This window comes from Metabacillus schmidteae, from assembly GCF_903166545.1.
In the GTDB taxonomy this organism is placed as follows: domain Bacteria; phylum Bacillota; class Bacilli; order Bacillales; family Bacillaceae; genus Metabacillus; species Metabacillus schmidteae.
In genome coordinates, this window is record NZ_CAESCH010000002.1 from 581,920 (window position 1) to 605,169 (window position 23,250).

The 23,250-nt window shown below is 35.9% G+C and carries 21 protein-coding genes and 1 riboswitch; of the genes, 16 read left to right on the forward strand and 5 right to left on the reverse strand.

The window, feature by feature from the left end:
• The first annotated feature begins 37 nt into the window (after positions 1 to 37).
• The 7 genes from HWV59_RS23620 to HWV59_RS23650 all read left to right on the forward strand — a co-directional run bounded on the left by HWV59_RS23620 (position 38) and on the right by HWV59_RS23650 (position 6,654).
• Positions 38 to 1,015 carry a ring-cleaving dioxygenase gene (locus tag HWV59_RS23620; RefSeq protein WP_175640498.1) on the forward strand — a complete coding sequence of 326 codons (978 nt, stop codon included), beginning with the start codon at positions 38 to 40 and terminating at the stop codon, positions 1,013 to 1,015.
• A gap of 92 nt (positions 1,016 to 1,107) precedes the next feature.
• Positions 1,108 to 1,944 carry an undecaprenyl-diphosphate phosphatase gene (locus tag HWV59_RS23625; RefSeq protein WP_175640499.1) on the forward strand — a complete coding sequence of 279 codons (837 nt, stop codon included), beginning with the start codon at positions 1,108 to 1,110 and terminating at the stop codon, positions 1,942 to 1,944.
• A 128-nt stretch (positions 1,945 to 2,072) separates the two neighbouring features.
• Positions 2,073 to 3,281 carry an MFS transporter gene (locus HWV59_RS23630; protein WP_175640500.1) on the forward strand — a complete coding sequence of 403 codons (1,209 nt, stop codon included), beginning with the start codon at positions 2,073 to 2,075 and terminating at the stop codon, positions 3,279 to 3,281.
• 65 nt (positions 3,282 to 3,346) lie between these two features.
• A complete protein-coding gene (locus tag HWV59_RS23635; RefSeq protein ID WP_175640501.1) occupies positions 3,347 to 4,741 on the forward strand; it encodes an aldehyde dehydrogenase in 1,395 nt (464 codons plus the stop codon).
• A 556-nt stretch (positions 4,742 to 5,297) separates the two neighbouring features.
• The gene (locus HWV59_RS23640) at positions 5,298 to 5,921 is read left to right on the forward strand and encodes a hypothetical protein (RefSeq protein ID WP_175640502.1); all 624 of its coding nucleotides are present in this window, start codon (positions 5,298 to 5,300) and stop codon (positions 5,919 to 5,921) included.
• A gap of 121 nt (positions 5,922 to 6,042) precedes the next feature.
• Complete coding sequence (locus HWV59_RS23645) at positions 6,043 to 6,456, forward strand: hypothetical protein (RefSeq protein WP_175640503.1); 414 nt, start codon at positions 6,043 to 6,045, stop codon at positions 6,454 to 6,456.
• Positions 6,457 to 6,492: 36 nt separating this feature from the next.
• The gene (locus HWV59_RS23650) at positions 6,493 to 6,654 is read left to right on the forward strand and encodes a Fur-regulated basic protein FbpA (protein WP_175640504.1); all 162 of its coding nucleotides are present in this window, start codon (positions 6,493 to 6,495) and stop codon (positions 6,652 to 6,654) included.
• Between the two features lie 97 nt (positions 6,655 to 6,751).
• Here the strand turns inward: HWV59_RS23650 and HWV59_RS23655 are convergent, their stop codons facing one another.
• From HWV59_RS23655 to HWV59_RS23675, 5 genes are read right to left on the reverse strand one after another with little or no spacing between them, the layout of a single operon-like run.
• The gene (locus tag HWV59_RS23655; RefSeq protein ID WP_175640505.1) at positions 6,752 to 7,837 is read right to left on the reverse strand and encodes a GerAB/ArcD/ProY family transporter; all 1,086 of its coding nucleotides are present in this window, start codon (positions 7,835 to 7,837) and stop codon (positions 6,752 to 6,754) included.
• Between the two features lie 6 nt (positions 7,838 to 7,843).
• Positions 7,844 to 8,953: a GerAB/ArcD/ProY family transporter gene (locus tag HWV59_RS23660; protein WP_102228521.1), complete on the reverse strand. Its 1,110-nt coding sequence runs from the start codon at positions 8,951 to 8,953 to the stop codon at positions 7,844 to 7,846.
• 20 nt (positions 8,954 to 8,973) lie between these two features.
• A complete protein-coding gene (locus HWV59_RS23665) occupies positions 8,974 to 9,207 on the reverse strand; it encodes a hypothetical protein (RefSeq protein ID WP_175640506.1) in 234 nt (77 codons plus the stop codon).
• A gap of 6 nt (positions 9,208 to 9,213) precedes the next feature.
• A complete protein-coding gene (locus HWV59_RS23670; protein WP_175640507.1) occupies positions 9,214 to 10,398 on the reverse strand; it encodes a Ger(x)C family spore germination protein in 1,185 nt (394 codons plus the stop codon).
• A gap of 11 nt (positions 10,399 to 10,409) precedes the next feature.
• The gene (locus HWV59_RS23675; RefSeq protein WP_407941653.1) at positions 10,410 to 12,035 is read right to left on the reverse strand and encodes a spore germination protein; all 1,626 of its coding nucleotides are present in this window, start codon (positions 12,033 to 12,035) and stop codon (positions 10,410 to 10,412) included.
• Positions 12,036 to 12,268: 233 nt separating this feature from the next.
• On the opposite strand from HWV59_RS23675, the gene HWV59_RS23680 reads away from it, so the two are divergent.
• The 9 genes from HWV59_RS23680 (at position 12,269) to HWV59_RS23720 (ending at position 23,231) form a co-directional block, all read left to right on the forward strand.
• Entirely contained in the window at positions 12,269 to 12,811 is a 543-nt protein-coding gene (locus tag HWV59_RS23680) for a glycerol-3-phosphate responsive antiterminator (RefSeq protein ID WP_175640508.1), read from the forward strand.
• A 38-nt stretch (positions 12,812 to 12,849) separates the two neighbouring features.
• Entirely contained in the window at positions 12,850 to 13,782 is a 933-nt protein-coding gene (locus tag HWV59_RS23685; protein ID WP_175640509.1) for an alpha/beta hydrolase, read from the forward strand.
• A 319-nt stretch (positions 13,783 to 14,101) separates the two neighbouring features.
• Positions 14,102 to 14,554 carry a chemotaxis protein CheX gene (locus HWV59_RS23690; protein ID WP_175640510.1) on the forward strand — a complete coding sequence of 151 codons (453 nt, stop codon included), beginning with the start codon at positions 14,102 to 14,104 and terminating at the stop codon, positions 14,552 to 14,554.
• Between the two features lie 227 nt (positions 14,555 to 14,781).
• On the forward strand, positions 14,782 to 15,873 hold the full coding sequence (locus HWV59_RS23695) for a hypothetical protein (RefSeq protein ID WP_175640511.1): 1,092 nt from the start codon (positions 14,782 to 14,784) through the stop codon (positions 15,871 to 15,873).
• A 64-nt stretch (positions 15,874 to 15,937) separates the two neighbouring features.
• A complete protein-coding gene (locus HWV59_RS23700) occupies positions 15,938 to 16,561 on the forward strand; it encodes an SGNH/GDSL hydrolase family protein (protein ID WP_175640512.1) in 624 nt (207 codons plus the stop codon).
• A 1,007-nt stretch (positions 16,562 to 17,568) separates the two neighbouring features.
• Positions 17,569 to 18,879, forward strand: a complete 1,311-nt coding sequence (locus HWV59_RS23705; RefSeq protein ID WP_235991885.1) for a coiled-coil domain-containing protein — start codon at positions 17,569 to 17,571, stop codon at positions 18,877 to 18,879.
• Positions 18,880 to 19,259: 380 nt separating this feature from the next.
• Complete coding sequence (locus HWV59_RS23710) at positions 19,260 to 20,450, forward strand: GTP-binding protein (RefSeq protein WP_175640513.1); 1,191 nt, start codon at positions 19,260 to 19,262, stop codon at positions 20,448 to 20,450.
• Between the two features lie 20 nt (positions 20,451 to 20,470).
• The gene (gene rpmG, locus HWV59_RS23715; protein ID WP_102228530.1) at positions 20,471 to 20,620 is read left to right on the forward strand and encodes a 50S ribosomal protein L33; all 150 of its coding nucleotides are present in this window, start codon (positions 20,471 to 20,473) and stop codon (positions 20,618 to 20,620) included.
• A 382-nt stretch (positions 20,621 to 21,002) separates the two neighbouring features.
• Positions 21,003 to 21,188: riboswitch (cobalamin riboswitch) on the forward strand.
• 135 nt (positions 21,189 to 21,323) lie between these two features.
• Positions 21,324 to 23,231 (forward strand): DUF4430 domain-containing protein, encoded by a 1,908-nt coding sequence (locus HWV59_RS23720; protein ID WP_175640514.1) that lies wholly within the window; start codon positions 21,324 to 21,326, stop codon positions 23,229 to 23,231.
• The last annotated feature ends 19 nt before the right edge of the window (positions 23,232 to 23,250 follow it).

The window sequence follows — 23,250 nt, forward strand, 5'->3', positions numbered from 1 at the left end:
ATATAAATGAAACAATAAAGCTTATGGAGGGAATAAGATGAACCATTTAAAAGGTATACACCATGTAACAGCGATTACGAGTAGTGCGGAAAAAAACTATGAATTTTTCACATATGTGCTGGGAATGCGTTTAGTGAAGAAAACAGTTAACCAGGATGATATTCAAACATACCATTTATTTTTTGCCGATGATGTAGGCAGTGCAGGTACAGACATGACATTTTTCGATTTCCCTGGAATTCCTAAAGGAGTTCATGGAACAAATGAAATTTCAAAAACATCTTTCCGAGTTCCAACAGATGCTTCACTGGATTATTGGATCAACCGTTTTGATCGCTTAGGGGTTAAGCACACAGGAATTAAAGAGCAATTTGGAAAGAAAACATTGTCATTTGTTGATTTTGATGATCAACACTATCAGTTAATTTCTGATGAGAAGAATAAAGGTGTTGCTTCAGGTACACCTTGGCAAAAGGGACCAATCCCATTAGAGCATGCCATTACAGGTTTGGGTCCAATTCATATAAGAATCTCAAATTTTGACCAATTAAAAGAAGTATTAGAAGAGGCTCTATTGTTTAAAGAAATTGCCCAAGAAGGATCCTTCCACTTATTCGAAGTAGGTGAAGGTGGGAATGGCGCACAGGTTATTGTCGAGCATAATGTCATGCTTCCACAAGGAATGCAAGGCTTTGGTACAGTTCACCACGTAGCCTTCCGTGTAGAGGATCGAAATGTGTTAGAAGAGTGGATTTCCAGAATGGAAAACATTGGGTTCCACACATCCGGCTATGTAAACAGACATTTCTTTGAATCATTATATGCAAGGGTAGCGCCTCACATTTTATTTGAATTTGCAACAGATGGTCCTGGATTTATGGGAGATGAGCCTTATGAAACATTAGGTGAAAAATTATCACTACCACCGTTTCTGGAACCAAAACGCGAGCAAATTGAAAAAATGGTTCGCCAGATTGACACAGTAAGAAGCACAAAAGAATTTGTAAAAGAATAATCTTAAGAAAAAATTAAGTTCCATCTCAGATGCTTTGAAGGTATACTTACATTTGTGGGTTTACCGAATAAAGAATGATAGGAGCTTAAAAGATGGATTTTATTACAATCTTAAAAGCTGTTATATTAGGCTTAGTAGAAGGATTAACAGAATTTGCACCCGTTTCTTCAACAGGTCATATGATTATTGTTGATGATATGTGGTTACAATCAGAAGAATTTTTAACAAAATATGTTGCAAATACATTTAAAATTGTCATTCAACTAGGATCTATTTTAGCAGTTGTCGTAGTATTTAAAGATCGATTTATTCAAATGCTTGGATTAAGCAGGTTAAGCAAAAATGCGCCAAAAACAACTACACAAAATCGTTTAAAGCTCACACAAGTGATTGTTGGGTTAATTCCTGCAGGTGTGTTGGGAGTTTTGTTTGAAGATTATATCGATGAGCATTTATTCTCCATTGAGACAGTGCTAATTGGATTAATTGTAGGTGCTGTCTTAATGATCGCAGCTGATATCTTCGGTCCAAAAGAACCGAAGATTGACACGGTTGACCAAATTACGTACAAGCAGGCACTCTCAGTTGGGCTTATTCAGTGTCTTTCATTATGGCCGGGTTTTTCACGTTCAGGCTCGACGATTTCGGGTGGTGTGTTATTAGGAATGAGCCACCGTGCAGCAGCTGATTTTACTTTTATCATGGCTGTTCCAATTATGGCGGGGGCAAGTTTTCTTTCCCTTCTTAAAAACTGGCAATATTTCACTCTAGATGCCATGCCTTTTTTTATTGCCGGATTTATTAGTGCTTTTGTTTTTGCGCTAATCTCGATTCGCTTTTTCCTAAAATTGATTAATAAAATTAAATTAATGCCATTTGCGATCTACCGTATTGTTCTCGTTATTGTGATTTGGGTCGTGTATTTCTAAACATGTTCATTTAAGAGAAGAAGATTAACGTAAAGTTGATTTTCTTCTCTTTTTTCATTTAAAAGATGCATAAAAGGAGATAAGATAAACTAAATACATAAATAAATCAATCTACTGGGGGCTATATTTTGACTAGTGATACAGGTGTTCAAAAGCTTTCATTCTATGATCATATGTTGTTTATTGTGATTACCTTTATTTATTGGTTTACACTTTATATTTATGTGCCAGTTTTTGTTTCATATCTGGACTATCTAGGTGGAACGTATACATTGGTGGGATTTATTGTCGGGAGCTATGGTATTATGCAGATTTTATTAAGATTGCCGGTAGGCGTTGTATCAGATCGCCTGCAAATTCGTAAGCCGTTTGTGATCATAGGTCTTGTGACAGGAGTGATTAGTTGCCTTGGTTTTGCCTTAACTGAAAGTATAGAATTTGCCCTTGTATCAAGGTTTATATCCGGCATTACGGCATCTATGTGGGTTGCATTTACTGTTTTATATGCGAGCTATTTTAAACAGGAAGATACAACAAGAGCGATGGGGAATGTACAGTTTATTACAGTTGCGTCCCAACTGGTAAGTATGGGCTTAAGTGGATACCTTGTAACACATTTTGGATGGAAATCACCCTTTTGGTTAGGGGGGCTGATTGGGCTTTTCGGGATTTTGTTAGCGTTTCAAATAAAAGAATCAAAAAAGAAAACAGAGATAAATAAGATTGAATTGAAAGAGATAAATGATGTATTGAAGGAGCCTGCCGTATTAAAGGCAGCAACCTTATCTGCAATTGCTCATGCCGTATTATTTATTACGATGTTTGGCTTTTTACCTAATTATGCACTTGAAATTGGTGCTTCTAAAGAGAATCTGATTTATTTGGTGTTTAGTTTTATGATCCCTCATGCCATTGCACCAATTATAACGGGTAGATACTTAGCTGGACGTTTTCAAAAGTGGTCGATATTAGTTGTAGGATTTTTAGGTACATTTCTATTTTCAGCCATTATTCCGTTTGTGAAAAGTCTGGAAGTACTTTTCCTGACACAGGCTTTAAATGGATTTGCCCAAGGAATGACCATTCCGTTGTTAATGGGAATGGCGATTCAAACTATTCCGAATAGAAAACGTGCCACTGCAATGGGATTGTTTCAGGCAGTGTATGCAATTGGTATCTTTTTAGGACCATTTATATCGGGATTATTTACTGAAAAAGGTACATTTTTCCCCGTATTTATGACTGCAGGTGCTGTAGGATTTATCGGCTTACTACTATCGTTAAAATGGGGGTTTCAAAAAGCATCTATTCAAAAAGGGCAAACAAAACCCATGTAGGAAAGGGGAATACTTTGACATTGTCATCTAAGGAGGGCTATAGTGGGCTCTAAGGAGGAATTGTCATGGTACAACAGAGCGAACATACTAGTGAATCTGTGACAGCTGCTGTACAGCTGCAAAAGAACTTTTTTAGGACAGGACAAACTAAGTCAATAGATTACCGAAAAAGAATGCTTCAAGCACTTGCCGATCAGGTTCGAAAAAATGAAAAAGAAATCTGTTATGCACTTAAGCTGGATTTAAATAAATCAGAAACAGAAGCATTTGTCACTGAAATTGGCTTTCTATTAGAAGAAATTAAATTTACGTTAAAGCATTTAGATAAATGGATGAAGCCTGAGAAGGTAAAAACAGTAAAAACACATATTGGTTCCAAAGGAATAAGAGTCGCTGAGCCATATGGTGTCACGCTTATTATCGCACCTTGGAATTATCCGTTTCAGCTTCAGCTTGCTCCTTTAATTGGAGCCATAGCAGCAGGAAATACAGCTATACTTAAGCCTTCGGAATTAACACCGCATACATCTGCTTTACTATCTCAGTTAATTCAAGATACCTTTGATCCAGCCTATGTTAGTGTGCTGGAAGGCGGAGTACAGACAACAAGCATTTTATTAGATCAACCATTCGATTATATCTTTTTTACTGGAAGTGTCCCTGTGGGGAAAATTGTGATGGAGGCTGCTGCAAAAAGATTAATCCCAATAACGTTAGAGCTGGGTGGGAAAAGTCCTTGTATCGTAGATAAAACAGCCAATATGGAGCTTGCTGCAAAGAGAATTGTGTTTGGAAAGCTAATAAATGCCGGTCAAACATGTATTGCTCCAGATTATCTTTTTCTCCATACAAAGATTAAAGAAACATTTATTGAAGAACTAAAAAAGGTCATTGTTGATTTTTATGGGGATAATGCAGTTGAAAATGAGGAGTTTACAAAAATTGTGAATGCTCGTCACTTTCATCGATTAAAGGAATACTTATCAGATGGAACGGTATTGTTCGGCGGCCAATCAGATGAAAACAAGCTGAAGATAAATCCAACTCTTATTATACCGCAAGATCTTTCATCACCTCTGATGACAGAAGAGATATTTGGACCAATACTTCCGATTTTGGAGTATGATCACATACAAGAAGTGATTGATTTTATTAATAGCCGACCAAAGCCGTTAGCATTGTACCTTTTTACAAATCGTGATGAAGTGGAAAAACAAGTCACAGAGTCGACTTCATTTGGCGGAGGATGTATTAACGATACACTTATGCATATTGCCACTCCATACCTGCCTTTTGGAGGAGTTGGAGAAAGCGGAATAGGAACCTATCACGGTGAAGCAAGCTTTCAAACATTTTCCCATTTTAAAAGTGTACTCAAACAAACCAATCGTTTTGATTTCAGCTTTCGGTACCCGAATGCTGAAAACGGCTTGAAAATGATGAAAAAATTGATGAAGTAATGTAAGGATCAGTTTTGTAACTGGTCTCAGCCTGTTGACAAACGCTCGCTTTCTTCGTTACTCACCTTGCTGCGGTGCTCATTACCACCCCCGGTAACTCCGCTCCTCACAAGGTTTCGTGCCTCGAAAGGCAAACGTTAGCAATCAGTCTGAAGGGCTAGCAATTCTACTTTGTCCACTCTGGGATCAGTTGGTGTAACTGGTCTTTTTTATGTCCATATTATTAAGGTGGGTTTTAAATAGCTTCTTGTTTATGATTACTATTTTAACTCTATAGTGGAATGGAGCGGAAGACACTCGACTCCTGCGGGAGGTAGAGGAAAGGCTGAGACCCCGCAGGCGAAGCCGAGGAGGCTCAGCTTCCTCCCCGCGGAAAGCGAGTGTCTGTAGCGCAATGGAACGAACTAATTTCAACCTATCCCTTCATTAAACAACAACAATGTATGCGAAAACGGTTTTTATTTACAACATGTAACCTTGACATTGAGAACACTTTTCAATTAGAATAATAGATAATGATAATCATTATCACTAAATGGAAGGAAGTGTTCTCTAAATGATGAATGAAAACAACCAAATAGTAGAGAAATATATGATACAAGATCATTTAGAGTCTTTTATTATGTGTCCGTATCAAGTTTACTATCCTCAACTCCTGCATGAAAAAGAGCGGATGTGGAGACAAAATATCCAATCAGTTATCAATACAATTGTTCATACATACTATCAGCTTCCATTACAAGATCAAACTAAGCTATCAGCTTTAAAGTTAATATACCAGCACTGGAACCATGTCAGGTTTGACTTTTTTTCGTCCGGGGAAGAGTATTATATGGTTTTAGCCAAGATAACAGATCATTTGCTTCAGTTTCTTTCAACAAAAAGTAAGCAACCGCCGGTTTTCTTATATGAAAAGCTATACACCTATGTAAAGGGAATAGAATCGCAGCTTTGCATTACAATTGAATTAGCGGAATGGTCGACCAAATCATTTTCAGTAAAAAAATTTCTTTTAGAAGCAGATCAGCATTTGATGGAAAGATATCACCATCTAGTCTCGGTGTTCTCTCATGAAGCTTTGGGCATCCTACCAGAAAAGGTTGAAATTGTTTCATTATTAGATGGAAGGAAGTCTATTTTTTATCCGATAGATCAAGATATTCCAAAAGGAGTACAATAACTTGACTATATAAAACATCTTGTTAGCGAATCTAATCAAGGATGTTATGAATGTCCTTTGACAAAACAATGTAAAGATATGGGTAACTATCAAAATAATCATTAAGAGAGGAGTTTTGACTTTGCATCATTATTTTATTGTAACCAAACAGTTTAAGCACTTTGTAGAGTGTTTTTGTCCGGATGGAGAGCATGAAGATATGTTGACAATTAAACGTGGAGAATTTATAGAGGTAACAAATGAGCGTACATACGTCCTTGATCAGGGATGGTATAACATGGTTATTCTTAATTCTGAAAAATCGTTTTATATGGCATTGGACGACATAGAAAAGTACTTCCTAAAAGGGTATATCCTTTCTTTAATGGACCTTGAACTAAACATTAACCATTTGAAATTTCAGGTGGATCAATCTCTTGGCCATGGAGATGAGGACTCCTTTTTAGAAGCGACAAATGGATTGAAAAAGTCCGAAGAGCTAAAAACAAAGTTAGAAGCACATGTAAATAAGATAACGGAAAACCAACTAATGTAGGGTTTTTCACAAGATGTGAAGGAAATGGGTGGGAATATGAAAAAAGAAGCCATTGTCTTTCAGAAGGACCACATTATTCAACAACTATTAAAGTTAAATTGTTTTAAGTCCTCAGATGATCGCCAATTATATGAATTAACATTGCATGAACTTAAAAGTGAATATAAACTAATAACGAAAAAGCATCATTCAATTTAAAAAAAGAACATGAATCTAGGGAGAAAGTCTCTTTTTCATGTTCTTTTGATTTATGTTTAAATTTAAAAATGAGGTCAGAATTGCACTCCACTTTTCCTTACTTCTTACTCTTCTTCCTAATAAATACAACAATACATAAAAGAAAAGGGATGCCCAGGGCAAAAATAGGATAGATATATGCAAGGGCAAAGTCACCTTGAGCCATATGAGTAATGTAACTATCTGCAAAAAATATTGAGGTGAAAAAAACAATTGCTCCAAATGGTAAAATTAATACATTCTTAGATACTTTAAATAAGGTTGCTCCGCCAATTACCGCTGCATACATAAAAATGGCGACTTTAAAAAAATCATTTACGAGTAACCAAATCATAAAAAGTGCATCAAGTCTTTGAATAATTTCAGCTACCTCAATTTTTTGTACCATTCTTAGAAAAGGAGATATGGATGTGCCTCTACTGTCAGCTCCTAATACTGCGATCGTTAAAAAATGAAAGAATGTTAAAGACAAACCACCTATAATATATCCCATAAAAGAAGCTTTCAATTGAAGCTTTGGTTTATTTAAATAAGCAAAAATCATCGTAAAACAAACGACTTCTCCAAAAGGTGCCATCCAAGTTTGTTTTAGTGCAGTACCAACAATCTTTTTCCAACCAGGCTCTAAAACAGGAAGTAAATTTTCATATTGAAAAATATCAGAAATAAAAATAAAGAAAATCATTAAAATGCCTGTTGAGACAATATAAACAATAAAGATTTCACCCGTTCTTAACAGGACTTCTATTCCTAAAAATAATCCATAGAGTATAGGAAGTAAAAACATAATCCCTATAACTGATACGGGCGTTCCGTGTAAAAAAAGTGGGGCTAAATCCATCGCATCTCGCACATCACGTGCTGCACCGTATAAAAAATATACAACATAGAGAATGCCGACTGCGGTTCCTAAGTACTTTCCTAAAATTTCCTTACTATATTCTGTTAATACAAGATTAGGATACATTTTGTATAAAAAATGATAAATCAAAAGCAAGGGAAGCCCCAAAACCATACCAAGTAAAATTGAAATCCAAGCAGCTTGGTCAGCATCAGCAGCTAATGGGAAAATTACGGTTGTACCCAAAATAAAAATGTACAAAATAACTACCAACTGAATTGCAGAAATCTTTGCCTTCTCCATAGGACCTTACCTTCCGCTTTCTTTGTTCATTTTGGTTTTTTTAACCTTAGTTGCAATTAAGAGACAGCATGGAATGAAAAAACAAATAGTTAAGGAATAAGGTGTCCATGTTTTAACTAGGAAATCCTTAAAGTACACTGTATCCGGATATAAGATGAGAGCGGAGGTAACCTGTAAAAAAGCTAATGGAGAAACCAGGATTTTATAGCTATTTAATTTAAACAATTGAGCTATGCCAAGAGTGATTCCGTAATAACAAATTGTCAGCTTAAAATACATAGAAAAAAACCAAATGATGGCAACAATGACTTCTAACCTTTCTATTACCGTTCCAAGACTTATTTGTTTCCCTAATATATAGGAAGGGTAAGCATGCCTTGTTGTAAAATCTGCTCCTAATACTAAGATAGTAAATATAATGAGGATTGACATAATAACTCCCCCAATAATTGTCCCTTTATAAAAGGCTTTCTTAGAGCCATGTTTGTCTGTTACAAATGGAGTAATCATCAAAAAAATGAACAATTCTAAGTAAGGGAGTCCTAAACTTCTGTAGGTAGCATTTGCAATAGCCTGAAATCCTTCACCAAAGATAGGTTGAATATTAGAAATTTCCACTTCAGGAATAAGAAATACAAATAATAATATAAGCATCAAAATCATCCAGGGGAAAAAGATGATCGCTGTTCGGCTGATGACCTCAATTCCTAATTTGACACCTATCATACTAATGATAATAAATGCAATCATGATCATCTGAATAGGTGTTTCAACGATGATTTGAGTTGTTAAGAAGTCTCCAATCTCCCGAAGTAAACCTGCAGAAATAATCAAAAAGTAAAACAAGAAGAGAAAGGAAACAGCACTTCCAACCCATTTTCCTAATATCTTTTCAGTTATTTCTACAAACGTCATTTTAGGGTAATTGGATGAAAGCTGATTATATAGAAAAATAAAGAATAGACCAATAAACAGGGAGAGAAAGGAGGCAATCCAAGCATCCTGTTTTGCATATGCGGCAAGTAAAGACGGCCCTATTAAAATGGAACTCCCTAGAGTAAAAATAATGACAATAATTTCAAATTCACCAGCATTAATCTTCCCTTTTTCAAGCATGTTTACCTACCACCTTACCTCTATGACAAAAAACGTTCGATCAATGAACTAACAGGACTATAAATATAATTTAGAAAATCTAAAGGAGTTGGAATTGTTATGTTAAGTACTAAAAGAATACTTAATGTTAATCCAATGATCACTATGAAACTATAGACGAAAATCACTCTATAGTTTTTACTTTTAAATAAAGGCTTAACTTCAATAAGCCAAACAATTATACCTATAAGAAGTATTCCAACAGTTGACCACATGTATGCTTACTCCTCTATCTTTTTCTGGAATGACTCAGTGATTGTCCCTAGTCTCCGAATATCTGCTTTGACATGAACTTGAACGTCTAAATTTGTGAAATGTTCATCCCAATTTTTCTCTAGTGTTTTCCAAGCCTTTGGATCGGCTCGATGAATGGCTTCTCCAAACCCGAAAATATCACTTTGGAATTCAGTTTGGACCTTTTGAATAGAGGTTTGTACTTTTTCTTTCACATTCTCACTATACCCTTTTTCTAATTTTTCGATATTTTCAGGTTTTGATAAATCGATATTACTTTCCACATCAGCGATATTTCCTTCAGGTGAAATAGAAATATCGATAACGGGTTTACCTTTTACCACTTTTCCCTTTACTTTGGTTTTAGAACGCAATGTTTCAATTGTTACTTTGCCACCTTCTGATTCAGTGGTTACCACTGTATTTTTAATATTATCTGTTATATAGTTAAATCCTTTGCTTTCATCCATATTTAACCAACCAATTAGTTTATCTTTCTTAAAAACAGCAAGATAATCAAGTCTTAGTCCTGTTTCGGGTGAAACATTATGTACATTTTCGATACTGCTTCCGACTTCTGCATTTCCATAATGATAAATACCGGTTAAAACAGGTTCTTTTCCTTTACTAACAACACTGTTAATTAATTCATCCAACTTAACTGTCTTTGCTGCTGCCCAAACATTCTCAGAGTTTTCTAGTGCGTTAAACAATTTATTTGCCGGTACCTTTTCAATTGCTGTTTGGATATTTAGGATATCTGCAGCAGTGGAACCTTTTGCAACAGTGATATAAAAGTCAGTTCTCATTTCATGATCTCTTGAAAGAAAATCGAGTGCTTTACCTATTCCGTCTCTAGCTAGTTCTTCTCCAAAAACAACCTCACGAAGATGTGCTAAATAAATACGTCTTGGAGTATCGGTTGTAAGCTTACGTAATGCTTCCATTACGGTTTCACCTGATTTAATAAATCTGACAACTTCCGTTCGACCAGAGCTTGTATTACCAGCAAGTTCTGACGGATTTAATACTTGAATCGAAACCGAATAACCATCTTCTGATTTATCTATACCTATGGCTGTAACAATAGCAAGTTCGTTTAAATCTTTTTTACTCCAGCAACCGGAAGTGAAAAGAAGCATGCAAATGATAATGAGTAACTTCTTGTACATTCATTAAACTCCTAACTAGTAGGTGGTTTCGGAGAAGGTGTATCCTCTCGATCCGTATCCGTTTGATTTATTAATCGTGGACGCGAAAATAATGCCCAATGTGGAAATCGTAAAAAATTATCTTTTTGATCATCTAATATAAATGGTGCATTCGGAGATAAATATGGAATCCCGAAAGACCTCAAACTGCTAAGATGAAGGACCATGGCAATTAAACCTAAAATAATGCCAAATAGCCCGAATGTTCCAGCAAGAATCATAAATCCAAAACGAAGTATACGCACAGCAATACCCATATTAAAGGTTGGAGAAACAAAGCTGCTCATTGCTGTTAAGGAAACAACAATAACCATTGTAGCGGTGACAATGCCAGCTTCAACAGCTGCCTGCCCAATAACAAGTGCTCCAACAATTGAGATTGCAGAACCAACAGCTCTAGGCATTCGCACTCCGGCTTCACGTAATATTTCAAATGTCATCTCCATAAGGATCGCCTCAACAATCGCAGGAAATGGTACTCCATCTCTCTGTGCTGCCAGACTTATGAGTAAAGGAGTAGGCAGCATTTCCTGATGAAAGGTTGTTACCGCAATATAAGCTGAAGGTGTAAGTAACGCAAGAAAAAAGGCAAGATATCGAAGTAATCGAATAAGTGTCGCAATGTCAGCTCTCTGATAATAATCCTCACTTGCTTGGAAAAAATTGATTAATAGAGCAGGAACAATTAAAACGAATGGAGTTCCGTCAACAATAATAGCTATTCTTCCTTCCAAGATGGCTGCTGCAACAGTATCAGGACGTTCTGTATTAAAGACTGTTGGAAAGGGAGTAAACGTACTATCTTGTATCAGTTCTTCTATATATCCACTCTCAAGGATGGCATCTATTTTAATCTTATCTAAACGGATATGAACTTCTTTTACACTCTTGTCGTTAGCCACACCTTTTAGATACATAATGGCCACATCTGTTTTTGTTTTTTTGCCAAGCTGTTTCGTCTCAAGCCAAAGATTTGGATCCTTAATCCGACGTCTTATTAATGCTGTATTCGTTCTTAATGTTTCAGAAAAACCATCCTTTGGGCCCCTAACAACTGTTTGAGAAGAGGGTTCCTGTACTCCGCGATCAACCCAGCCTCTAGAGCCGATTGCTAAGCATTTAGGGAATCCGTCAATTATTAAAATAGTATCGCCAGATAAAAAGTGGAAAAAAAGAGTTTCAAAATGAATGACTTCTTTGATTTCCCCGGTCGGAAGAGATTGACTCTTGATAAATTCAAACAAATCTGAATGAATAGGATGATCAACATCTGCACTTCTAATTTGAACCATAAGTGTGTCTAAAACAAAATCTTGAACAAATGTCTTGTCAGCTAAACCATCAGTAAAAATAACACCGATTTCCACTTGTCCACTTTGTCCAGCCTTAAAATGTCTAATAACAATATCAGAGCTGTTTCCAATTGTTTTCTTTATATACTCTAAGTTCCATTTAAGGTTGGGTGAGATAAATTCTACATTCTTTTGATCTTGAGATCTCGGATTTATCTCTTGGATGGCAGACAATCTTTCATCAAATCTTTTATTTTGTTTTTCTTTTATTAAATTAGATAATGGTTTAGGAATTCGAGTTCTCAAGAAAAACCTCCTAGCAAAAAAGGGTTCTAACAGGTATTGTTAACAAATTAGGTTGAATTATCCAAATGATTAAAAATAAAGTACCGGGAAAGAAATTTGTAGAAAAGGGTGACATTTTTATAGGAAGGATTTATGATGAAAAAAATATAATAAGAAAAACTCATCAGGACTTTGGGAAACAAGCAAAGTCATTCTAATAAAAAGGCAACATAAAGATAAAGTGAGGCGATCACATGCAAAAAATTTTACCGGCTTTCTCATCTATCAAACAATTCGAACGATTTCTGGTCAGTGACTATCAGATTGGTGTTTTTTTAGAAACGCATATTTCACAATTGGCCAATCTTCATAAGTTGGCAGATCAGCACAATAAAAAAATCATTTATCATGTGGACTTAATTCATGGATTGAAAAGTGATGACTTTGCGGCAGAGTACCTTTGTCAGGAGTATAGACCTTACGGGCTTATCTCCACAAAATCAAATGTCATTTTAAAGGCAAAGCAAAAAGGTGTGGTTGCCATTCAAAGGATGTTTCTAATCGATTCACATGCCCTGGAACGAAGCTATCGCTTAGTGGAGAAAACAAAACCGGATTTTATTGAAGTATTACCAGGTGCGATGCCGTGGATGATCAAAGAGGTAAAGGAACGTACACAGACAAAAATACTGGCAGGCGGGTTAATTCGGACTGCTGAAGAAGTAGAAAAAGCACTTGAAGCGGGAGCAGATGCAATTACAACATCAAAAAAAGAGCTTTGGAACTTCGAAAAGTAGAAGTGGCTGGCTTTCAGGCAATTGACAGGGGGAAGGGTATGAGAAGTGAAAGCTGGTTATCTATGTCTGATGCACATCAAGTGTTTGTGTGTAAATGGGAAGAGAAGTCGGTTGAGCCAAAAGCGGTCGTACAGGTTGCTCATGGAATGGCAGAGCATATTAAACGGTATGAATCTTTTGCTATGTTTCTCAATTCCAACGGTATTATTGTAATAGGACATGATCATCGAGGTCATGGACAGACAGGTGAAAAAAATGGTGTCTATGGTTTTTTTGCCGAAAGTGACGGATTTGAAAGAGCAGTTGATGACATGAAGGAGGTTTATGATCACATAAAAGGTCAGTATCCTGAGTTACCTGTTTTCCTTATGGGACACAGTATGGGTTCTTTTTTAGTTCGACGATTTGTACAGCGTTTCCAGGTTAAACTTGCGGGGGTTATTTTATCTGGTACTGGTGGGAATCCAGGCTTTATCTTGAAGATTGCAAAGAAATTAGCAAAAATCCAGGTCAAAAAGTGGGGAAATCGTGCAGAAAGCCCTTTTCTTCAAAAATTAACAACTGGAAGCTATAATAAAAAATTCAAAAATGCCAATACAAAGTATGAATGGCTGACACGTGATTCTGAACAAGTAACAACATATTTAAATGATCCGTATTGTGGAAAAGTAGGCACAACAGGCTTTTTCCAAGATTTATACTATGGGCTTGATATGATTCACAGGGATGAAGAAATAGCTAAGATAGACAAAAACCTGCCATTTTTTCTGTTTAGTGGAGATATGGATCCTGTAGGGAGTTATACAAAAGGTGTAAACGAAATGATAAAGCAATTAAGAAAACATGATATAAAGCATATCGATTTTAAGTTTTATGAAAATGGTCGTCATGAAATGTTAAATGAAGTGAACCGTGAGGCAGTATGTGAAGATATCTATCAATGGATGAAAAAAAACGTAAATTTGCACTAATAATGATGGCCAGTTTGTCTGAATGACAGGCAGGCTTTTTTTGTATAAGAAAATAAAGCTTTCGTCATTAGGACCGGAGCAATAAATGGAAGTTTTTGGAGCTAAACAAATGGCAGAAGCTTGTCGATATATCTAGTAAATCCGAGTGTGTTTTGAAATTACTAGGAACTCAGGCAAGTAGTAAATATCCTAATTGTGATGTCATTAGAAATGATTTACTATATAATAAGAAAAAAGTCTTAGGGTTAATTCTAGTAAATAAGTACGGGGTGAAACTTTCATTCTATGACATTATCTAATAGAGCAGGGGGTGTTGGTATTGAGTACGACTGTATCAAACGCATTAGAAGATCTGAATGGATCAACGATAGAGTCCGTAAAACAGATTCTTCCGATTACATATGAAAATATAACAGCGCCTGTCATTTGTTCAGAGTTAACATGTCACTTTGGTGTCCTGGTTGGGATAACGGGCTCAATAAAAGGTAAGGTACTCTATAAGTCTGATGTTGATTTTTTCAGTTTTGTCGGAGAATTAATGTTTGGCATGGCACTAGAAGGTGATATGTTAAAATCATTTGCTGGTGAACTTGGCAATATGATTTCAGGTGGACTATGTACAAATATTTTTTCAAAGGGAATGACAATTGATATTACAGCACCAACGATTATAGAGGGTAAAATGACACTTTCCGGTTTTAAAGAAGCAATTGAAATAGAAATGACATTTCAGAACGGTAAAAAACTGGAGATCGGATTAATGATTGACTAATTAATTATGATTGTGCGTGTTTTTTTGGAGAGAGGTACAATTGGTGAAACCTTTTTCTCCGGATCGAATCGTAGATGCACTTCTAAAACATTGTTCATATATATGTTCATGAACAATGTGTTGAATAGAAAAAGGTGACGAGTAGAGTTTGCTCTTGTCACCTTTTTTGGGTTGGGGTTAGAAGTGATATAATAATATCTATTAAACACTAAGTTAGGGGAGAACATATGGCTGAGGAACTTCGAAACATATTCAATCAAGCTTTTATTAATGATCTGTCATCGAAATTGAAGAGTGCTTATCCTTCGTTTGATTCAGAAAAGTTTCATACAGTCATTTATGAAGGAGATTGGGCTGACTTTACGTTAAAGCAACGAGTCCGCAGAATTACTGAGTGTTTTCATACTACTATTAATCTTGAGTTTCCAGACGTTGTTGATATATTGAAAAAGGTAGCCCCACATTTTAAAGGGAGTTTAACCGGGATTATTTTTCCGGATTACATAGAAGTATACGGATTAAATAATTGGGATGTGTCGATTGATGCCCTCGAGTTTTTTACGCAATATTCAACATCTGAGTTTGCCGTTCGCCCTTTTGTGGTAAAAGACCAAGAAAAAATGATGAGGCAATTTTTAACCTGGAGCAGTCATTCAAATGAGCATATTAGAAGGCTTGCTAGTGAAGGCTCTCGGCCAAGGCTTCCATGGGGAATGGTATTAACAGATTTAAAGAATGACCCTGCACCAATTCTTCCAATTTTAGAAAACTTGAAGGAAGATCCTTCTTTATATGTAAGGAAAAGTGTTGCCAATAACATAAATGATATTTCGAAAGATCATCCAGCAATCGTTCTTTCACTAGCGAAAAGATGGAATGGAGAATATGAATTAACAAATTGGATTTTAAAAAAAGGATTACGGACCTTACTGAAAAAGGGAAACTTAGAAGCTCTTGAATTGTTTGGATTAGGCCCACTAAATACAATGACGATATTAGATATGGAAATAACTCAAAATGTAATCATTGGAGATACAATATCTTTTTCATTCAAATTAGCTTCGGAAGATACAAAAATACGGAAAGTAAGAGTTGAATATTCCATCGATTTTATTAAAGCAAATGGCAAGCCTTCGATTAAACAATTCCAGCTTTCGGAAGTCATGATAAAGCCGGGGGAAAAAAAGCAATATGTGAAAAAACACTCCTTTAAGGATTTAACAACAAGGAAGCATTATCCAGGTAAGCATGTTTTATCTATTCTTGTGAATGGAGAAGTAAAAGAAATGAGCACATTTAATGTCTATAAAAATGATTAAAAGGAAAATCCGAACGTTTCTTGAACAGCTTTATAGTCGTTTTTTTGGAGATGGAGGAGAGAAGATGAAGCAACAGAAAATACTTTTTATTGGTGACAGTATTACGGCATCTGGAAAGCGAGAGGATCCGGAAAAAATTGGCGTAAGTTATGTAAGAATCATTCACGATTACCTGCTCACAACGTATCCAGAGAAAGTATATAACATTGTAAACAAGGGAATCAGCGGGAACCGCATAACAGACTTGGCCGCAAGATGGCAAAAAGATGTCATTGAACATAACCCTGACTATCTCTCCATTTCAATTGGAATTAATGATGTTTGGAGACAACTAGATCGCCCTGAAATTGAACAGATAACTGTGGAGAAATTTGAACAAGTTTACAAAGAACTACTAACCAAGGTAAAAGAACATACAAACGCACACATTATTATAATGGAACCAACAGTAATTGAAGAAAAGTTACAGGCTCCTGGAAATCAACTGCTAAAAGAATATGTTAAAGTTGTTAATGATATGTCAAAACAATTCGAAGCAACACTCGTCCCAACTCATCAAGCCTTTGTAAAGTATTTAGAAGGAAATAAAGGCTACAACTTAACAACAGACGGAGTACATATGAACTCTGCAGGTAACATGCTGATGGCCACAACATGGTTAAAAGCAGTCGAAGAGCAGTTGAAGTAATTGAATAGTATAGGTAAGAGACCTTCCATTTTGTTTAGGAGGTTTTTTTGAGGGGAAGGAGGATGAATAACGATGGGAAGTTGGTGAAAGAACGGGCACTTACAAATTAAAGGATTCTTTTTTGAGGTGCTTTTCTTAAAATACGGGCCGCTATGACAGTGGAATTGCCATCGTTATTATTCTTTATTAGGAGTATAAAATCCTTATTTATATAAAGACTCACTTACTTTTAATAGGATGTCTTGTCCTGAACCGAGTAACCAGCAAAAGGAAAATAAGCGGAGATTTTCCGGTTAGATGAAGAATGGAGCTCGTTTCGTGATAAATAAGGGGAGGTTTTCCGATTATGCAATACAAAAATCTCCTTTTTCGCCTTTTTCGAGTCAATAGGCGGAATCTCTCCGTCTATTTATGCTTTTTTAAATAATTATTATTAAATAAGCGAAATTACTCCGTCTATTTATTCAAATCAGGTGCTTCACCTTATCCCCGAACCGATAATGCGGACCTTCTCCCCCTCATTAAAATTGATACTCAAAACGGCACTGCAATGACAGGAGAATTGACCATCTTTTTTTATTGTACAATACTCATTGTCTATCATAATAAAAATGATGCACCCGAAAACGGAACCCTTTACTGACTGGTTATAAGTTCCTCATCTCAGATAATATAAGCAATCAGGAATTCTACTTATAAAATCCCCTTCAAGTGCCAAAAGGATCCTACAGAAACTACAATATCTATTTACAGGGAATACAAGAAATCGAAACTACCTCATCCAAGACAATCAATCTAATAAATAGTAACAAAGAAACCGAAACGATTCCATTTATAGATTGATGGTGGAATTGAAATGGTATCTATGTTACAGTGTAACATGTGCCAATTTTAGTAGAATAAAAAGGGCTTTTGTTATATTTGAAATATAATTGTAATATTATAAACATTGTTTTGTCATTTTTTGATGATATACTACTAATTGTGGCAAATATGAGTATAAAGTAATGAATTATAATAGATACATAGGAAAAAATACTGATTGTACGAGAGAAACGAAAGTAGGGAAGAGAATGTCGAAAAAGAAACTAGTTATCATGAATTTAGTAGTCATGATCGGATTAGGAAGTTCATTTGCTATTCCTTCGGCTAACGCTGAAACGGAAGAACGTACAGAAATTCAGGAAAATATAAAAAGTACTACTCAGGGAGTAGAGCAAATCCAACAAGAGTTAGCAGAGCTGAAAAAGAAAAGTGAACGTGTTGATGCGGCAATAAATGATAACTCAAATAAAATAAAAGAAACTGAATCAAAAATAAAAACAACTCAAGATGAAGTTTCAGCAATGGAAGATGAAATAGCAGAACTAGAAGAATCTATTAAAGAGAGAACAGAAGTTTTAAAACAACGCGCAATTTCTTACCAACACAGTGGTGGTAATGTAGAATATATTGATGTATTACTAGGTTCTTCTAGTTTTAGTGATTTTGTTAATCGCGCAATGGCAGTTGGAAAGATTGTGGAAGCTGACCGTGCAATGATTCAACAACAAGAAGCTGACGAACAGGAATTAAATGAAAAGAAGGTTTCAAAAGTTGAAGCGCTTTCTGATTTAGAAGCGATGAAATCAGAATTACACGGTATGCAGGAACACATTCTTTCTCAAAAACAGGAAAATGATACATTAAGAGAGCAGCTGAAGAATGAAGAATCAGCCAAGCTTGCTGCACTCAATAGCCTTAAGCAAAAAGAAGCTAACATAGCTGCTCAAGAGGCTGCATCTGCAGCAATCGCCCAAGGATCTTCAAATGATGATTCCTCTTCAGAATCTGTTCAATTAGCAAAAGGAAGTTCTTCAAAAACTGTTGATACTTCTAAAACTGCCGATTCTTCAAAAACTGTTGAATCAACTCCTGTAAATCCGAATGGAACAGTGAATGATTTAATTCGTGCCGGCTATAAGTATATTGGTAACTCAGTATATGTATTTGGTGGCGGAAGAAATTCTTATGATGTAGCAAACGGCCGTTTCGATTGCTCCGGGTTTGTACATTGGGCATTCTCTACTATCGGTGTAAGCGTAGGTGCAAGCACTGACTCACTTAAATATGCAGGTAAACAGGTTTCAACGAGTAATATGCAACCTGGTGACTTAGTATTCTTTAACACTTACAAAACAGATGGACATGTCGGCATCTATGTAGGTGGAGGCAAATTTATCGGATCCCAAAGCTCAACTGGTGTTGCAATTGCAAATATGTCTAGCGGTTATTGGGCAGAAAAATTTAACGGACGTGTAGTACGCGTAAGCATGTAATATTCTTAAAGAGCTGGCACAAAGTTGTCAGCTTTTTTGTGCGTTAAAATGTTTAAATTAGAAGCAAGGAAGATTATTCCATGTAGAGTCTGCTTTTAAGTATAGAATTTAGCACAACTACACACATGTTTCATCTTTTTTGCTCGCTAGTATGCGAGTAGCTTCAGTTGCGAAAAATAATCTTTAGTTCATAAATTCCCGATTAAACGAATTCTAAACATATATGCAATAAAAAATGTAAAAAAACTTGCGTTTTAAAGGGATATATAATACTATTTAAAACGTAAACATTACGTTTTATGTTCGTAGGTAGGGATTGTTGATATATAGATCTAAAATTTAAATCGTAATAATAACGGTTTGTATAAGGAGAATTTTAAATGATTAAAAGAAAAGTTCCTGTAACTGTGTTAAGCGGATATTTAGGTGCAGGGAAAACAACATTATTAAATCATATTTTAATGAACAGGGAAAATAGGCGAATCGCTGTTATTGTTAATGATATGAGTGAAGTTAATATTGATGCCTCACTTATTAAACAAGGTGGTTTTACGAGGGCGGAAGAAAAGCTTGTAGAACTTCAAAATGGATGTATATGTTGCACACTTCGAGAAGATCTCATTGTTGAAGTGAAAAAGCTTGTAAACCAAGGTGATATTGATTATTTAGTTATAGAATCTACTGGTATATCAGAACCAATACCAGTGGCACAAACTTTTTCTTATATTGATGAGGGGCTTGGTATTAATTTAACTGATATTTGTATACTTGATGCAATGATTACGGTTGTAGATGCAAACAGGTTTTGGCATGATTTTGCTTCAGGTGAGACATTGCTGGATCGCAAAGAAGCGACAGATGAATCTGATACGAGAGAAGTTGTTGATTTGCTCATTGACCAAGTGGAATTTGCTAACATTTTACTATTAAATAAAACCGATTTGGTAAATAAAGAAGATGTTGAAGAATTACGTGCAGTAATCCATAAATTGAACCCAACAGCAAAAATAATTGAAACTAGTTTTTCGAAGGTAGCTATGTCTGAAATTTTAGAAACAAATCTCTTTGATTTTGAAGAAGCAAGTCAAGCTGCTGGATGGATCCAAGAGCTTGTAAATGAACATATACCTGAAACAGAGGAGTATGGGATTTCTTCATTTGTATATAAGAAGAAGCGTCCATTTCATCCAGTAAGATTGATGACATGGCTGGAAAACTGGCCAGTAGATGTTGTTCGGGCAAAAGGATTTTTTTGGCTCGCATCTAGAAACGATGTGACAGGTCTTCTTTCACAGGCTGGACCTTCCATTACAATTCAAGGTGCAGGTGAATGGATTGCGTCTTATCCAAAGGATGAACAAGAGGAAATGTTGAAAGAGGAACCAGAATTACATGAAAAATGGGACAATCAATACGGTGATCGCATGACGGAATTAGTGATGATTGGGATTGATATGAACCATGATGAAATTGTAGCATCTCTTAATCAATGCATATTAACAGATGAAGAAATGCAACAAGACTGGTCTCAGTTTACTGACCCTCTACCAGCCTTTACAGAGGTAAATTAAATCTTAGGAGGAAAAAAATAATGAGAGTAAAAATTACATTGGCATGCACAGAAACAGGAGATCGTAATTACATCACAACAAAAAATAAGCGGAACAATCCTGATCGAATTGAATTGAAAAAATATTCTCCGAGGTTAAAAAGATATACATTACATCGTGAAACAAAATAGAGATGTGCCATGACTAACTCTTTAGTCATGGTTTTTTGTATTACCAAATAGCATAAGGTTTTGTAGAGTGTAGGTGTCTAGCTCCGAAGCACATGAAGTCAAGTGCAGTCGTGGAGATTGACGTCGCGTTTTTAGACTGCCAGCGCCTAGTCCCGAAGCACAGAATGTGTAAGTGCAGTTAGTGCGACAGGACGTCCCGTTATTGACTACCTCGGGGTCATAAGCCACTCAGGAATTGAAGACAAAGAACGTCTTCTATTCCTGAGCGTCTTATGCCTGTCGGGGCTCACCAAGGCGTTTGCGTTTTTCTAATATTAAGCGATTCTGTCATACATATATTGACACTCTTTTCATACTAGACTATGATTAAAAAAGCAAAAATGAATAGGATACAAAAATAGGTTGATAGATTCATAGAATCTATCATGAAAAGGGAAGTCGGTGCAAATCCGGCGCGGTCCCGCCACTGTAAATGGGAGCTTTTTACTATATGCCACTGTCATTGATGGGAAGGCGGTTTAAAGTGTTGATCATGAGCCAGGAGACCTGCCTATTTTTTACCTGCCTACGCGGATAGGAGAAGGTTAAGATAGGGAAAGGTTTAATGCACACTTTGTCTAAATATCTTAACGTTTCTTATCCTCCTTTGTAGAGGATTTTTTTAATGCTTAAAATTTTGATATTTAGATTGGAGAGAGTCTATATGGTACTAAATAAGGCTAGAAATCTATTTCTATCTTTATTACTTGTGTTTACGTATGTTGTAAGTGTGTCCCCTACTAATGCTTTTGCTGAAGAATTAGTAGAACAAAATGAAATCATTTCGGTTATTGGTAAGGACAATGAAGTCTTGCTTGATGACACAAACTATACATATTCTGAGAATACTACTGCTTTTGACGTACTATTGCAAACGGTAGGAGAAGAAAATGTAGAATATAGTGAATCTCAATATGGAGTATATATTGAGGGGATAAACGGTGTAAAACCCGGCGAAAAAGAACCATATTATTGGGCATTTTATATAAACGGCGTCTCATCACAAGTAGGTGCAGGGAGTTATGTTGTTCAAGAAGGAGATCGTCTAAGTTTTGTTTACACAAACTGGGAAGAGACTCCGGAAAATAGTGCATCTATAAGTATTATTGGAGAACAAGAAAGTGAAATATTGCTAGAGCCAATGAGTGTTTCTTTTATTCACGAACCAACAGCCTTTGACCTATTAAAGACAGCTTATGGTGTAGAGAATATCGAATATACCACCTCTGAATATGGTGTAATGGTTACTGGTCTTGGAGGAGTTCCTCAAGAAGATCCTTATTACTGGATGTTGTATGTAAATGACGAGTTAGCTTCAGTAGGAATTGACAGCTACAAGCTTCAAAATGGTGATCAAATTTCATTAAGATACGAATCATGGGAAACTCCATCTGAGGATCCAGTAGAGGAAGAACATGAACAAAGTGAACAGAATGAAGAAACAGAAAAACCGGTTGAAGAAGAAAACAAGCTTGAACCATTTAATAAAGAAGTATTTAATAACAGTGTTAATTTAGCAAGTGAGTATGTATTAGAAAATGAAATTGGTGACTGGCAAGCAATTGCTCTTAAGAAAGCAGGTAAAACGATACCAAACACGTATCTTACCAATCTAAAAAAACAGGTTAATGATAGCCAAGGTAGTTTTGCCAGAATAACAGATTATGAAAGATTGACATTAGGTATTTTAGCTGCCGGTGAAGATCCAACAAATTTCGAAGGCTATAATCTAGTAGAGTCCATTTATAATGGAAATGTTACAAAGCAGGGACTAAATGGTGTAGCATATGCCCTTATCGCTCTGGATAGTGCTGATTTTTCAATTCCATCTTCAGCAAAGTGGAATCAAGAAAAACTGGTAAATGAATTAATAAAAAATCAAAATAGTGATGGAGGCTGGTCTTGGAGCGGAGATGCAGCAAGTGATGTTGATACAACTGCAATGGTTTTAACTGCTCTAGCACCTTATCAAACCAAAGTTAAAGAATCTATAGATAAAGCGGTATTATACTTGTCAAATCAGTATCAGTCATCAAAAATCGATAATAGTTCAACCGCAGCTCAAGTGGTGATTGCCTTATCAGCACTCTCAATTGATGCTCATAGTGATGATTTTACAAATGAAGGTATCAGTTTAATTAATTATCTCTTATCATTCCAAAACAAAGATGGCGGATTTGATTGGCAAGGTGGGGATGAGAGTGATTCATTCTCAACAGATCAAGCATATAGAGGTTTAGTAGCTTATCAGTTATTAGGTGATAGTTCTCTATATCATTTCTCACTTAATAAGGGAAATTCACCTGAACCAATAGATGAAAACGAAGAGACTCCTCAAAGTAGTGAACAGCCAGATAGTAAAGAAGAGGCACCTAAAAGTGCGGATGATGAAGAGTCAATTGAGACAATAAATCAGCCAAACCCAGTGGAAAAAGTAGATTCACCAAGTAAAGGTAATCCTCTTCCTAATACAGCGACATCAAACTATAATCTGATAATTGTAGGTATGATTCTCGTTGCAATTGGAGCTATTGTGCTTGTTTATCGTAAGCAGCAAATGAATAAAGGATAGTGTAAATGCCCTCTATATT

Coding starts and splice junctions, on each gene's coding strand:
- HWV59_RS23625 (WP_175640499.1), top strand. CDS start 1,108: ATGGATTTTATTACAATCTTAAAAGCTGTTATATTAGGCTTAGTAGAA.
- HWV59_RS23705 (WP_235991885.1), top strand. CDS start 17,569: ATGAATTATAATAGATACATAGGAAAAAATACTGATTGTACGAGAGAA.
- HWV59_RS23670 (WP_175640507.1), bottom strand. CDS start 10,398: ATGTACAAGAAGTTACTCATTATCATTTGCATGCTTCTTTTCACTTCC.
- HWV59_RS23710 (WP_175640513.1), top strand. CDS start 19,260: ATGATTAAAAGAAAAGTTCCTGTAACTGTGTTAAGCGGATATTTAGGT.
- HWV59_RS23665 (WP_175640506.1), bottom strand. CDS start 9,207: ATGTGGTCAACTGTTGGAATACTTCTTATAGGTATAATTGTTTGGCTT.
- HWV59_RS23660 (WP_102228521.1), bottom strand. CDS start 8,953: ATGCTTGAAAAAGGGAAGATTAATGCTGGTGAATTTGAAATTATTGTC.
- HWV59_RS23640 (WP_175640502.1), top strand. CDS start 5,298: ATGATGAATGAAAACAACCAAATAGTAGAGAAATATATGATACAAGAT.
- rpmG (WP_102228530.1), top strand. CDS start 20,471: ATGAGAGTAAAAATTACATTGGCATGCACAGAAACAGGAGATCGTAAT.
- HWV59_RS23655 (WP_175640505.1), bottom strand. CDS start 7,837: ATGGAGAAGGCAAAGATTTCTGCAATTCAGTTGGTAGTTATTTTGTAC.
- HWV59_RS23680 (WP_175640508.1), top strand. CDS start 12,269: ATGCAAAAAATTTTACCGGCTTTCTCATCTATCAAACAATTCGAACGA.
- HWV59_RS23650 (WP_175640504.1), top strand. CDS start 6,493: ATGAAAAAAGAAGCCATTGTCTTTCAGAAGGACCACATTATTCAACAA.
- HWV59_RS23635 (WP_175640501.1), top strand. CDS start 3,347: ATGGTACAACAGAGCGAACATACTAGTGAATCTGTGACAGCTGCTGTA.
- HWV59_RS23695 (WP_175640511.1), top strand. CDS start 14,782: ATGGCTGAGGAACTTCGAAACATATTCAATCAAGCTTTTATTAATGAT.
- HWV59_RS23720 (WP_175640514.1), top strand. CDS start 21,324: ATGGTACTAAATAAGGCTAGAAATCTATTTCTATCTTTATTACTTGTG.
- HWV59_RS23700 (WP_175640512.1), top strand. CDS start 15,938: ATGAAGCAACAGAAAATACTTTTTATTGGTGACAGTATTACGGCATCT.
- HWV59_RS23685 (WP_175640509.1), top strand. CDS start 12,850: ATGAGAAGTGAAAGCTGGTTATCTATGTCTGATGCACATCAAGTGTTT.
- HWV59_RS23620 (WP_175640498.1), top strand. CDS start 38: ATGAACCATTTAAAAGGTATACACCATGTAACAGCGATTACGAGTAGT.